The organism is Rhizobium laguerreae (genome assembly GCF_002008165.1).
GTDB lineage: Bacteria > Pseudomonadota > Alphaproteobacteria > Rhizobiales > Rhizobiaceae > Rhizobium > Rhizobium laguerreae.
This window is the reverse complement of sequence record NZ_MRDM01000030.1, coordinates 540,051-553,072: the sequence shown is the minus strand read 5'-3', so window position 1 is coordinate 553,072 and position 13,022 is coordinate 540,051. Positions and strand designations below refer to the sequence as shown.

Genomic DNA, 13,022 nt, shown 5'->3' with positions numbered 1-13,022 from the left:
TTGACCAGTGCGTCGAGAGGCGAGACTGTCGCATCTCTAACTGGCCCAACTGTCGCATTACTAAATAGCCCCCACATGCATATATCGCATAAGATAGCTTATGGAACTAAGTGATTGCACCAATCAACCGCAGCGCCCCGGACAAGATGTCGCCTGGAGGATTTTGCCCAAATACGTTTTGGCCTATATTGCTTGATCAATCAGGCCGAATCTCTCACCACAAGCTCGCCTTTGAAGTTAACCGTCTCCCTCGGTGCTCTTTCCAGAATCATGTCTATTGCCGCTTTGACCATCTGGTCGGTGGGTTGCTCGTAGGTTGTAAGGCCGTATGCTGGTGACGCCGCAGGAGCAGCGTTGTCGAAGCCCACAATGGCGAGATCATCCGGCACACGTAAGCCGAACTCGCTTCGGGCAACATCCATCGCTCCGAACGCGAGAGCATCGTTTTCGCACATGAGGACATCGATCCGGTCTTCCGGCGCAATTTTGGACAGATAGTCCCGTGCGGCTTGCGCGCCGGCTTCTGCGCTGTAACGCTCGGCAGACATCTCTACGAGCTCGACGCCGAGAGCGGTTCGCCAGAACTCCTTAAAGTTTCTCCGCCTGCCAAGCGCTGTAGACAATGTACGCGCCCCGGCCATAAATCCCGGTCTCCGATATCCCCTTTTTAATAGGTGCTCGCCGATCTCGGCAATCGCCACGACCGCATCGCAGGAGATGGCGGGAACACCTTCGATCTGGCTATCTCGAGCAAGAACAAACATCGGAGGCCCACCGCGTCCCAGCTTATGATCTGTCAACATCTCGTCCCGAAACGCCGTACCAAAGAGCACGATCGCATCAACCTGCCGCTGGTCGGCATTCAATATGGCGTGCACGTGGTTGTAGTGTTGATTGATATTGATCAACATGGTCACGAGCCCCTCCGCCTGCAGGCTGGCGGTCAGCTTTTCAAGAAACGGAAGCTTGTGCGGGTTTGCGAAGTCATCAACGAGAACCGCGACCTGATGTGTAGAATTGGTGGCAAGGCTCCTGGCCAACAGGTTAGGCCGATAATTGAGCCGCTCTGCCGCCTCCAGCACTTTGGCTTTGCTTGCTTCCGTGATCGATGCACCCGGCGTAAATGCGCGGATGACCGTCCACTTTGAAACGCCGGCCTCCATCGCCACGTTCTGCGCCGTCGCTCGCTTCATAGTCGAACCTCCCGTTTGAAACGTTTATTCCATTTCTGCCGGAATGCGAAATGAATGGTTGATTTCTCTTAGCAAGAATCTTATAGCTATGCACGTTTGCTACCGGTAGCAAAAAATATGCACCCGGTAGCAACTTTGGAGGACGCGCCGTCTGAGGCGTTTTTGGTGGTTCTCGCGCTCGGAGGTGCGGGACACCCTTTGGGAGGAGTTTTTATGAAATCGTTTCTTCGTAAAATCGTGCTGGGCGCTGCCGTGGTTGGAGCGCTTGGCGCTGCATCCGGCGTTGCCATCGCACAGGATATCAACATCATCGCCGTAACGCACGGCCAGGCCAACGACCCCTTCTGGTCCGTCGTCAAGAACGGAGTGAGCGCCGGTGCCAAGGATGCCGGTGTCAGCATCGATTATCGCGCACCGGAAACCTTCGACATGGTGGCCATGAGCCAGTTGATCGACGCAGCCGTCAACCAGAAGCCAGCCGGTCTGATCGTCTCGATCCCGGATTCGTCCGCATTGGGCCCGTCCATACAAAAGGCTGTCGCCGCCGGCATTCCGGTCATTTCCATCAATTCCGGTTCCGATGTCTCGAAGTCGCTCGGAGCGCTCCTCCATGTCGGCCAGGACGAATACAGCGCCGGCAAGGCAGCGGGCGAAAAGCTCAAGGAAATGGGCGGCAAGGTTGCCATCTGCGTCAACCAGGAAGTCGGCAACGTCTCCCTCGATCAGCGTTGCAAGGGCTTTTCCGATGGTTTTGCGGGTACCGTTACGGTCCTACCCGTCTCCAACGATCCGGCCGACGTTCGGGCCAAGGTGAAGGCGGCGCTCAGTTCCAATCCCGACATCGACACCGTTATGGCGCTTGGCGCAAGCACTGCCGGCGAACCGTCGCTGGCTGCCGTCGCCGATGCAGGCATGACTGGCAAGATCAAAGTCGCCACTTTCGACCTTTCTGCAGACTTCCTGAAGGCTGTCGCAGCTGGCGATGCCGCTTTCGCCATCGATCAGCAGCAGTTCCTCCAGGGTTATCTGCCCGTGGTCTTCCTCGCAAACTATGCCAAGTACGGCCTGATCCCCGGCGGCAACGTGCCTTCCGGTCCGAACCTGATCACCAAGGAAAAGGCCGCCCAGGTCGTCGAATTATCTGCAAAGGGCATCCGCTAATCCACGACTGCCGAAAGGCTTGATTGTCGAACACCCTCCGCTTTCGAAGAGGGTGTTCGACAGGCGACGTGCGCCGTGAGGAATGCCCTCGGCGCTTCGGCGAATTGCATCCATTGGGAGGTAGGTATCATGGCTCCGATTGAGCAAAAAATAGGAGATGCGTCTAACTCCGACGAGCGCATCAAGCAGGTGGGCTTTCTCACACATATGATGCGTCGGCCCGAGCTCGGTGCGGTTGCTGGCCTCATCCTGGTGGTGACGTTCTTCTTTCTTACCGCAGACCGTTCGATGTTTTCGCTTTCAGGTGTGATGACGATCCTGGCCCCGGCCTCACAGCTGGGAATTCTCGCCATTGCGGCAGCTCTGCTGATGATTGGTGGCGAGTTCGATCTCTCGATCGGCTCTATGGTGGCCTTCGCCGGATTGATCTTCGGTGCGGCCCTGACCAATTTCGGCCAACCGCTCTGGATTTCCATTATCATCACGATGCTGCTTGCAGCCGCCATGGGCGCGGTGAACGGACAGATCGTGATCAGGACACGGCTGCCGTCGTTCATCGTCACGCTTGCCTTCCTTTTCATTCTGCGGGGTTTAACCCTCGTTGGCCTGAAATGGGCGACAGGCGGCTCAACGCAGCTTCGCGGCATCGGTGAGGTCGTCGGCGACGGTCTCTTGAAGCGTTTGTTCTCAGGCGTCGCCTTCCAGGATCTTTTCAGCTGGCTTGCAGCCCATGGCCTGATCGAGAAGTTCGACAACGGCGTTCCGAAAGTCACGGGCGTGCCGGTGTCCGTGGTCTGGTTCATCGCCATTGCCGGGCTCGCCACCTGGGTTCTTCTGCGCACCCGGAGCGGAAACTGGGTCTTTGCCGCCGGCGGCGATCCCAATTCGGCAAGAAACTCCGGCGTACCGGTCGATCGCGTGAAGACGGGGCTCTTCGCGCTCACGGCCTGCGCCGCGGCGCTTGTGGCCATCATCACGGTTCTGGACGCCGGCTCGACGGACGCGCGCCGCGGCTTCCAGAAGGAATTCGAGGCGATCATCGCTGCCGTGATTGGCGGATGCCTGCTGACCGGCGGTTATGGTTCGGCGATCGGCGCCTTCTTCGGTGCCATCATTTTCGGCCTCGTCTCGATCGGCTTGACCTACACGAAGTTCGACTCGGATTGGTTCCAGGTGTTCCTCGGCTCCATGCTGCTTTTGGCCGTTCTCTTCAACAATTTCATCCGCCGCAAAGTGACAGGGGAGCGCTGATCATGACTGATAGCCAATCACAAACCGCTCCGCCGGTCATCGAAGTCAAAAATATCGTCAAGCACTACGGCTCCGTCATTGCGCTCTCGGGCGTTTCGATGAAGGTGTCGCGGGGCGAGGTGCTCTGCCTGCTTGGCGACAACGGAGCTGGGAAATCCACGCTCATCAAGACGCTGTCGGGTGTGGTCCGTCCTTCGGGCGGCGATTTCCTGGTCGAGGGAAAGCCAGTCGCGTTCACCAGTCCGCGCGATGCGCTCGATGCCGGGATCGCAACCGTCTATCAGGATCTGGCGATGATCCCGCTGATGTCGATCACGCGAAACTTCTTCATGGGACGGGAACCCGTAAAGGGCATTCCTCCGTTTCGCCATGTCGACTTCAAGTATTGCAGCGAGGTGACCCGCGAGGAGATGCACAAGATCGGCATCGATATCCGCGACCCCAACCAGGCGGTCGGCACCCTTTCCGGCGGCGAGCGGCAATGTGTGGCGATCGCGCGGGCCGTCTATTTCGGAGCCAAGGTCCTCATCCTCGATGAGCCGACGTCGGCATTGGGTGTTGCCCAGACCTCAATGGTGCTGAAGTACATCCACCAGGTCCAACAAAAAGGCCTCGGCGTAATTTTTATTACCCACAATGTCCGCCACGCCTTTGCAGTCGGGAACCGCTTCACGGTTCTCAATCGTGGAAAGACGCTCGGCACCTTCGACAAAAGCGAGATTTCTCTCGAGGAACTGCAGAACCTCATGGCCGGCGGCAAGGAACTGCAGGTGATTTCTCACGAGCTCGGCGGGACGATCTGAGCAATACAAGCATTGGGAAACAGAAATGACCACGATCCTAAAATCCTCGCCTTTCATGCTCGCAGTCTGCGCTGAAATGGTGTTTCGCTCCCTGCCCGTTCTTGATCGGCTGAAACGGATCACAGAACTCGGTTTCCAGGCGGAAATTTGGGACTGGACGAAACACGATATCAAGGCGATCGCAAAATCTGGCGCCACTTTCTCGTCGATGACCGGATACGTGACCGGCACTTTGGCAGACGAGGAAGGTGCGAATGAGCTTCTGCGCACAGCGCGCCTGTCGATCCCCGTCGCCAAGGAACTCAACTGCCCACGCCTCAACCTGCACGGCACCGGGCTCGACGGGCAGGGTCTGCCCGTCGTCAAATCGGAAATCGTCACTGGCGCCATGTGGCTGAAGGCGTACGACACCCTACAGCGTATCGCCGATCTCGGCGAGGAGGAAGGCGTCACCTTCGTGCTCGAAAACCTGAACGAGGCTGTTGACCATCCGAAGACGCCGTTTGCCAAGGCCGCCGACACTCTTGCATTGGTGGCGGCCGTCAACCGGCCGTCGCTGAAGCTCAACCTCGATCTTTACCACGCACAGATCGGCGAGGGGAACTTGATCGAGCTTTGCCGCACCGCTCTTCCACATATCGGTGAAATCCAGGTCGCCGACGTTCCCGGCCGTAAAGAGCCGGGCACTGGTGAAATCAACTATCCGGCGATCGCACGCGCCCTGAATGAGATGGGCTACCGGGGCACGATCGGCATGGAAGCCTGGCCTTCCGGCGATGACGAGCTGGCGCTTTCCCGCTTTCGCGACGCGTTTTCCCTTTGATCCGACAGCAGCATTTTCAGGAGCTTTCCATGCCCGCCCACCGTCCCGTCAATCTCGCTCTCATCGGTGCCGGCCGCATCGGTTCGTTCCACGCCGAAAGCGTCGCCCGGCGCCTGGTTGATGCCAATTTGCTCGCCGTCGCCGATCCGGCGCCGGGCGCTGCCGAAAAACTGGCGGCAGCGCTCGATGCACCCAAAGCCTATACCAGCGTATCGGAGCTCCTCGCCAATCCGGAGATCGATGGCGTCATCATCGCCACGCCGGCGCGTTTCCACACGAGCGTCGTCGTGGAAGCCGCCCGGGCCGGAAAAGCGGTCTTCTGCGAAAAGCCGATGGCGCTGACGCTCGGGGAAGCAGACGAGGCGATCGCTGAGACAAAGTCTGCCAAGGTACCGCTCCAGGTTGGTTTCAATCGCCGCTGGGACCAGGCTTTTTACGAGGGCCGCGCGGCGATCGACGCCGGCAAAGTTGGTTCCGTCCAACTTCTTCGCTCGTTGACGCGAGACCCGGGTCCCTACGGCGGCAACCCGGAAAAGACGCCGCTATGGACGATCTTCTATGAGACGCTGATCCACGACTTCGACACGCTGCTGTGGCTGAACCCGAAAGCAACCCCGATCGAGGTGACGGCGATTGCCGATGCCCTCGTGGTACCGGACTTTGCCAGAAAGGGTTTTCACGACACCGCCGTCGTCACCATCCGCTTCGACAACGGTTCGATCGCTGTGGCGGAGGCGAATTTCTGCGCCATGTACGGCTACGACATCCGCGGTGAGGTCTTCGGCTCCGGAGGCATGGTGACGATGGGCGATGTACGCCGTTCCTCGATGACGCTCTACGACAAGAACGGAGTTTCGAACGATACCTGGCGGCGTGACACGGATCACTTTGTCCACGGTTACACCGCCCAGCTCGCCTCCTTCGTCGACGCCATAAGGACAGGCTCCGTCACCGGCCCGACCGGTGAAGATGCCCGCAATGCGCTTGCCATCGCGCTCGCCTGTATCACGTCGATTACCGAACGCAGGACAATTCAGCTGTCCAGCCTCTAGGCCGGATCGCAAAAGACGGAGTGTGCCAAGAAATGTCGCAGCATATCCGCAATCTATGCAGCCCGCCGGCAAGTTTCGAAGAGCTGAAGTCGGCCATCGCCTGCCGCCACGTCACCTTCCCTCTTCGCGTCGAGAATGTGGCGAAGAGGGTCCTGGCCAAACCGGAACTCATGGCCTTTGGTAGCGCGACCTCAATCGCGGACGACTGCGGCGTCTCCGTCTCTACGGTCATGCGCTTCGTTGCGCATATCGGTTTCCATGAAATCGCGCAGGCACGCGCAATTTTCAGAAATGAGTTGCGCCGCCGCCTGGCTGTGTTGTTACCCGAGTCGGGTACGAAAAACGAGAGCGATGGGTAGATGGCCGTCGCCACAGTCGGCCATTTGGGCCTCCATACTGCGCACAAGTTAAACTGAAATTGGCAAAGTTTGTCAAACTAGCTCCTCAATCTGTATCGGCGAAAAGCGACGCACCTGCTAGACCAAAGGAGATCGTTGGGAGGCTTGATGTGAGATAGCCCCACGAACCGCGCGCGGCTGCCTCGACCGATTTCTACCCGAGGAAGGCAGCAAATTCGGCTTGAAACACGTTACATGCAGGCCTCGTCCGGCACGAGCACATGGTTCTTGCTCTCAAGCGGTACGAAGCTCGCATTTGGAATCGCGGCGGCAAGCTTGAAACCTTGATCAAGCGGCACGCACACGTTACCGCGGCTCGGCAAATCGCGCCGCTCCCCAAGATCACCTTCTCCGACGCATTCCCTCAGAAACTAGTTTCGATCTTGGGCCCTCTGAGATAGACATCCCAGGTCCATACGCGCGTGTTTTGCGTCGACGCGTCAATCCCCGGAGTTGCATCATGAAAATCGCGCCGCAGCAGCGGATCTATGTCTGCTTCTTTCTCTTCGCTGTGTCGCTGGGCGCGCTGCTGTCGAGGATGCCGGATTTGCAGGTTGCGATGGGCGTCAATAAGTCCGAGTTGGGGTTGACGCTGATAGGGGCTGCGATCGGCGCCTTGATTTCGTTGACTTTATCTTCGCCCTTGATCGCCCGGCTGGGCGCGCGTACGACGGCATTCATTACTGTTCTCGGCACATCTGCGCTGCTGTCGCTGGTGCCGTGGATCGGTGCGGCGCCGCTCGTGTTCTGTGTGCTCTTCGTCGAGGGGCTGCTCGCCGGGGCGCTGGAGATCAATCTCAATGTTGAGATCGACCGCATCGAAGCGCAGTTAGGACGCGGCGTGATGAACAGGGCGCATGGTTTCTGGAGCCTCGGCTTCTTCGTCACAGCACTTGTCTCCTCCGTCGTCCGCCAAGCCGGCATTTCGATGGAACTCCATCTCGCCGCGACCTTTGTCACGGTTCTTATCATCGGCATCTGGGCGATTTCCGGCATGCGGAATGCACCGGCGCGGATCGCGTTGCATGAAGGCAAGGCGCCGCTGGTAGCGCTTCCCACCTGGGGCCTAATGCCGCTCTGCGTGATCGGCATCGCGGCCTTTCTCGTCGAAGGTGCCGGGATCGACTGGTCGGCGATCTATATGCGCGATGTGTTTTCGGTCGAGCCCTTCATTGGCGGACTGGGATTGACGCTCTTTACCTTCTGCATGGCGCTGGCGCGCCTGTTCGTCGATCCGCTTGTCGATCGGTTTGGTGCGCGAGCCGTCGCCACGATGTTGCTTGTTCTTTCGGCGATCGGCATCTGCGCCGTGTCGGGGGCGCCGCATCCCTATGTCGCGCTGGCGGGCTTTGCCTTGATGGGCGCCGGCTGCAGCGCGGTCTATCCTCTCGCCGTTTCGGCGGCGGCCCAACGCACAGATCGCGCGGCGTATCTCAACGTCGCCGCCCTCGGCCAGATGAGCTTTGTCGTCTTCTTCCTGGCGCCGCCGCTGCTCGGCTTCATTGCCGAACATGCTGGCATCCGGACATCCTATCTCGTCTGTCTTCCGCTGATCATTTACGCGCTCTTCTCGGCCAAGGCGCTTGCTACGCGCCGGGCTGCCGGCGGCGGTAGCGCTGCGATTGCTCGAAGCGTCAACGGGTGACTTATTGTGCTGCCGGTTTTTGGCCGCGCGATTGGTTCCGCGCAAGGCCCAAACGAGCACGTCGTCGCGGCATGCATGGTGCTTTCCCTAAGCCTTGCGAGATTGAAGGTCAGTCCGTTCTGGTCGGGGGAGATCGCCATCGTGCGCTATTGATCACGTGTAAACCAGCCTGGCGGTGACGCTTCGCCGAATTTACAGACGAACGACGGCCTTGAGCGGGATCGAACCGGCGTTGGCTAATCGTGAAGCACCTGATAGGTCATAGATCGCTGTGTATGAGGTCTTGGCACATCCTCAGAGACACAACCCTCGGACCGCACTGGAGAGCTTTGATGGGCTGGAAAACACCGAAGATCGAATACGTGAATGGCTATAAGATCGTTGAAGTCGAGGGGCCTACCTTCAAAGTCTACGATGGGGACCGTCAGCTCGGGGACGATTTCCCCTACCCCGGCGAAGCTGCTGCTTACGCAACCTCGTTGCCAAAACGGGATCATCCACGCTAGGCGAAACGCCGCGGAAGATCATTCAAAACCCTTTATGGCAGCCTTACTGAAAGTGGAACAAGATTTGACCAGCTCCCAACTTTCTTCATCGCTGGAACTGCTTGGGTGGTCTGAATTCTTCGCTGACCAGGTCCAGCCCAGCGAAGCGGACTTGATCCCCAGACGCATCGCTTCAGTTCACCGGGCACGCATCGAGGCAATCGATGTCACCGGGCCGGTCGGACTGGAATTTCCATCCAATACCAGTACCGGTGACTACGCGGTGGGCGACTGGGTTCTTGCCGATGCACTGACTGACATGCTTATCAGACGTCTCGACCGAAAAAGTGTCTTTCAGCGACGCCCGGAAGGCGGACGTGGCCAGCAACTTGTTGCCGCCAACATCGACACCCTGTTGATCGTGACCTCGTGCAATGCCGATTTTAATCTTGCTCGGCTGGAACGTTACCTGATCATGGCCAACCAGGCCGGGAGCAATCCGGTGATTGTGCTAACGAAGGTGGACACCGCGGAAGATGTCGGCATATTCCAGGCGCAAGCCGAGGCGTTGCAGCGTGACCTGCCAGTCATCGCCTTGAATGGGCGCTCCGCGGACGCCGTTTCCCTGTTGAGGCCCTGGTGCGGCGTTGGCCAGACGGTTGCGTTAGTGGGATCTTCTGGTGTCGGAAAATCAACGCTGGTGAACACCATGACCGGGCCTGAATCCGACGCAAAGCAAAAGACGGGCACCATCCGCGAATATGACGCGCAGGGCCGCCACACAACTACGGCGCGATCCCTGCATGCAATTTCAGGCGGCGGCTGGGTCATCGATACGCCGGGAATAAGAACGCTTTACGTGAGTGATGGTGCCGACGGTATAGACACCCTCTTTGCTGAAATAACCGAGCTGGCGCCGCTTTGCCGCTTTCGCGATTGCACCCATGCCCATGAACCTGGGTGCGCGGTCCAGGCAGCTGTCGCAAGCGGTGCTCTGGTCGCCGATCGCCTGGAACGCTGGCGGAACCTGCTTGCAGAAAACCGCGACCGAACACCGGTCGTGAGCGGACCACGCGGCAACAAGATCGTTCGCAAGAAGAAATATTGAAAGTGTAGAACGTTTGCGACGGTGCTCATCGGCATCAGCCCATGATCCGCCACCTGAATTGGTTGGGCTGTCGAATAAGGGCAGCGCTCAATGATTGCGTTTGTGGTCAAGTAGACCCTGCAAGCGGCCGCTCCCGCTTGTGAGGGATATGTCTTTGAACAACCGCGATATGAGGCGGGGTCGCAAGCCTTGCCTCTCATCGATGAGGAGGAATGACATCCTCTTTATCTCGATCGTGATCACGCCTGCATTGTCATGGCGACGATAATTCCCGGAATCCATCGCATGGAATCCATTTTCCACCGCCCAGGCGGCTATCATATCCGCGTTCATCAAGATCCTGCTTTAGGAGATGTGGACGTGCTGTCTCTAGCTGTCCCGCTCGCGCAAATCGCTTCGCAGTCTTACGGATACCGCAGCTGAATCGCTCTAATCCAGCCAAATCCGTCCAAGATTACAGTTCCCGCTCAGGTGTTGCGAGAAAGACTCGAAACAATCATTGTAAATCGGCACGACTCAGCCGAGGCCCCGCCCGTTTTAGTGCTCTTGAAGGGATGTGAACCGGCGACGCCTTACTCAGGATAAGCCGCTGATGTGTAACCCTTATTTATGGAACTGGAGGTAGTGGGCTCTTTTTAGCGTGCTCATCGTGTTCGTCAGGCGCGCCTATGTGGTGCAAGCTGCACGCCAAGCATCCTCCGCCATCCTTGATCGTAGCGAAACGAGGCAGGATGCATTACTCGATATCTTTCAGCGCATCGAGCGGGCCGATCAGCGCCGTGCGTGGGGGCACGAGGGTCGGCTGCACCAGATGCGTAATTGCTGGGCCGCGGTCTGCGTCGAGGATCGCAAACCCCTTGGTGATCATCGCCTCGCTGTCCTGCCGGATCATGAAGACGGGGAAAGGCAGGAAGGAGCCGAAGGGATCGTAGTCGTAGCAGCCGACGATGATATCGGCGAAGGTCTCATGCGGGTGCAGGGCGAGGAAGCGCATCAGCCCTTCGAGGTTGATCGAGGAATTGACGAAGAATGCGCGCGGCAGCTTTCCATGGCCTTCGTAGAAGGCTTCGAAGGCGCGCGCCGTCATGGCGGGGGAATAGCCGGTCGGCTGGATGCAGACGTCCGGATCCGCGCCCAGCAATGCGCGCTTTACGTCGCGAAAGCCGCGAATTCGCTCATGGCTGGCATGGTCGTTGCGGCCGCCGAACAGGTACAGATCGTCGGGTGAAAGTGGGCCATCCTCCTGCGCGCGTTCGATGATCGCCTGTGTCAGCATGCGCGCACCTTCATGATTGTCGCTGATGATCGACGGCGCCAGCGTGCCCGGCAGATCGATGTTGACGTGCTTCAGCCCAGCCTTTTCGCAAACCTTGTGCACGCCATCCGGATCGGTTGCGCCGGCGATGAAAAGCTCGTCGATCGAATAGGAGATCAGCGTCTCGACAACCTTGCGCTCCTCCTCCGGATCGCGACAGGCGCTGACGACGAGAGGGCACTGGCCGCGGCTTCTGACCTGCGCCTCGAAAGACTGCGCCATCGAGGAGAAATAGCGGTTGTCGTGCACCGGCAGCAGAAGACCGACGAGACCGGAGCGGGACGAACGCAAGCCGCGGGCCTGCAGATTTGCCGTATAGCCGTGCTCGTTTGCCAGATTCTGAATGAGCTGCGCCGTCGCCTCTTTGATACGCCGTTTCCGCCAGCTTCCGTTCAGCACGGCGCTCACGGTGGAAGGCGACGCACCCGATAGGATCGAGAGATCGTAGATGGTCGCCTTCTTCCTGCTGACGTTGGTCATATCGCGCCTTCCTTTGTCGCTTCCCTTAGAAACAAACCCCTCTTGACGAAAGCCCCGCCTTGATCGATAGTCATTGCACCATCGATTGTGCAAAAAAGAAAGATCGATTGTGCTAAGATGGTTCGCCGGAGGAGGCGGGATGGGAGGCAAGGGTATTCCCTCGCCAAGAAGCAATCAGGAACAACCTGCCGCAAACCGGCCGGTGGTCGTCGTTCGTATGAGCGACCTTTGAGGAGGAGTGAGGATGAGGAGCCTTATCGTAGCGGCGTTTGCCGCATCGCTGTCGCTTGCCGGGGCGGTGGTCGCGTTTGCGCAGGACGCGCCGAAGGTCGGCGTTGTCGTCAAGATCGGCGGCATTCCCTGGTTCAACGCGATGGAAGCCGGGATCAAGGAACAGGGCCAGAAACTGGGGGTCGATGCCTTCATGATTGGCCCGACCAGCGCCGACCCGGCGCTGCAGGTGCGCGCCATCGAGGATCTGATTGCCCAAGGCGTCAAGGTCATCGGCGTGGTTCCGAACGATGCCAAGGTGCTTGAGCCCGTGCTGACCAAGGCGCAGGCCGCCGGCATCAAGGTCATTACGCATGAATCGCCCTCGCAGAAGGGCGCCGACTGGAATTTCGAGCTCGCATCGGCCACCGGCTTCGGTGAAGCGCATGGCAAGCTGCTCGCCGAGAAAATGGGCGGCAAGGGCGAATATGCCGTCTTCGTCGGCTCGCTGACCGTGCCGCTGCACAACGCCTGGGCGGATGCCGCAATCGCCTATATCAAGGCGAATTACCCGGACATGAAGCTCGTCGGTGAGCGCTACGGCGTGGCGGAAGACGTCGACAAGAGCCGCTCGACGGCGCTCGATCTCATTGCCGCGCATCCGGATCTGACCGGCTTCCTCGCCTTCGGCAGCCAGGGTCCGATCGGCGCTGGGCGCGCCATCGAGGAACGCCGCAAGACGGGCAAAATCTTCGTGCTCGGCCCGTTCTCGCCCGGTCAGGGCCAGAAGCTGATCAAGGCCGACGCGATATCGGGCGGCTTCATGTGGAATCCGAAACAGGCCGGCGAAGTCTTCGTCACGCTCGCCGATCGCCTGATCAAGGGCGAGAGCGTCAAGGAAGGTGATGACATTCCGGGTCTCGGCGTGATCAAGCCTGTTGGTAACGACATCATCGTCGATCAACTGCTGCCGATCAACAAGGATACGGTCGACGACCTGGCCGCAATGGGCCTCTGAAGAGGCCCCCTCCCCGGGTGTCGGGCTGGTCCATGTCGACCGGCCCGGCGTTCGGGAAAGAGAGCGGTATCCGGCCATGG

Annotated in this window: 13 protein-coding genes; 10 read left to right on the top strand and 3 right to left on the bottom strand. The window is 59.1% G+C overall.

Annotated features, from left to right (window positions below; translation table 11 throughout):
• Positions 1 to 200: 200 nt before the first annotated feature.
• Positions 201 to 1,193 carry a LacI family DNA-binding transcriptional regulator gene (locus BS630_RS32535; protein ID WP_077980731.1) on the bottom strand — a complete coding sequence of 331 codons (993 nt, stop codon included), beginning with the start codon at positions 1,191 to 1,193 and terminating at the stop codon, positions 201 to 203.
• Positions 1,194 to 1,406: 213 nt separating this feature from the next.
• On the opposite strand from BS630_RS32535, the gene BS630_RS32530 reads away from it, so the two are divergent.
• The 9 genes from BS630_RS32530 (at position 1,407) to rsgA (ending at position 9,919) form a co-directional block, all read left to right on the top strand.
• Entirely contained in the window at positions 1,407 to 2,354 is a 948-nt protein-coding gene (locus BS630_RS32530) for a sugar ABC transporter substrate-binding protein (protein WP_077980730.1), read from the top strand.
• Between the two features lie 129 nt (positions 2,355 to 2,483).
• Positions 2,484 to 3,605, top strand: coding sequence for an ABC transporter permease (locus BS630_RS32525; protein ID WP_077980729.1), 1,122 nt, complete (start codon positions 2,484 to 2,486; stop codon positions 3,603 to 3,605).
• Positions 3,606 to 3,607: 2 nt separating this feature from the next.
• Entirely contained in the window at positions 3,608 to 4,408 is an 801-nt protein-coding gene (locus BS630_RS32520) for an ATP-binding cassette domain-containing protein (protein WP_077980728.1), read from the top strand.
• A 25-nt stretch (positions 4,409 to 4,433) separates the two neighbouring features.
• Positions 4,434 to 5,231: a TIM barrel protein gene (locus BS630_RS32515; protein ID WP_077980727.1), complete on the top strand. Its 798-nt coding sequence runs from the start codon at positions 4,434 to 4,436 to the stop codon at positions 5,229 to 5,231.
• A gap of 29 nt (positions 5,232 to 5,260) precedes the next feature.
• Positions 5,261 to 6,283, top strand: coding sequence for a Gfo/Idh/MocA family oxidoreductase (locus BS630_RS32510; protein ID WP_077980726.1), 1,023 nt, complete (start codon positions 5,261 to 5,263; stop codon positions 6,281 to 6,283).
• 32 nt (positions 6,284 to 6,315) lie between these two features.
• Positions 6,316 to 6,642 carry a MurR/RpiR family transcriptional regulator gene (locus BS630_RS32505; RefSeq protein ID WP_077980725.1) on the top strand — a complete coding sequence of 109 codons (327 nt, stop codon included), beginning with the start codon at positions 6,316 to 6,318 and terminating at the stop codon, positions 6,640 to 6,642.
• A 499-nt stretch (positions 6,643 to 7,141) separates the two neighbouring features.
• On the top strand, positions 7,142 to 8,326 hold the full coding sequence (locus tag BS630_RS32500) for an MFS transporter (RefSeq protein WP_077980724.1): 1,185 nt from the start codon (positions 7,142 to 7,144) through the stop codon (positions 8,324 to 8,326).
• 332 nt (positions 8,327 to 8,658) lie between these two features.
• Positions 8,659 to 8,832: a hypothetical protein gene (locus BS630_RS37550; protein WP_165503784.1), complete on the top strand. Its 174-nt coding sequence runs from the start codon at positions 8,659 to 8,661 to the stop codon at positions 8,830 to 8,832.
• A gap of 34 nt (positions 8,833 to 8,866) precedes the next feature.
• Complete coding sequence (gene rsgA / locus BS630_RS32495) at positions 8,867 to 9,919, top strand: ribosome small subunit-dependent GTPase A (RefSeq protein ID WP_077980723.1); 1,053 nt, start codon at positions 8,867 to 8,869, stop codon at positions 9,917 to 9,919.
• Positions 9,920 to 10,006: 87 nt separating this feature from the next.
• Here the strand turns inward: rsgA and BS630_RS38335 are convergent, their stop codons facing one another.
• Positions 10,007 to 10,252, bottom strand: coding sequence for a hypothetical protein (locus tag BS630_RS38335; RefSeq protein ID WP_077980722.1), 246 nt, complete (start codon positions 10,250 to 10,252; stop codon positions 10,007 to 10,009).
• Positions 10,253 to 10,655: 403 nt separating this feature from the next.
• A complete protein-coding gene (locus tag BS630_RS32485; RefSeq protein WP_077980721.1) occupies positions 10,656 to 11,714 on the bottom strand; it encodes a LacI family DNA-binding transcriptional regulator in 1,059 nt (352 codons plus the stop codon).
• Between the two features lie 244 nt (positions 11,715 to 11,958).
• Between BS630_RS32485 and BS630_RS32480 the strand changes: the two genes are divergently transcribed.
• On the top strand, positions 11,959 to 12,942 hold the full coding sequence (locus BS630_RS32480; RefSeq protein WP_025397348.1) for an autoinducer 2 ABC transporter substrate-binding protein: 984 nt from the start codon (positions 11,959 to 11,961) through the stop codon (positions 12,940 to 12,942).
• The last annotated feature ends 80 nt before the right edge of the window (positions 12,943 to 13,022 follow it).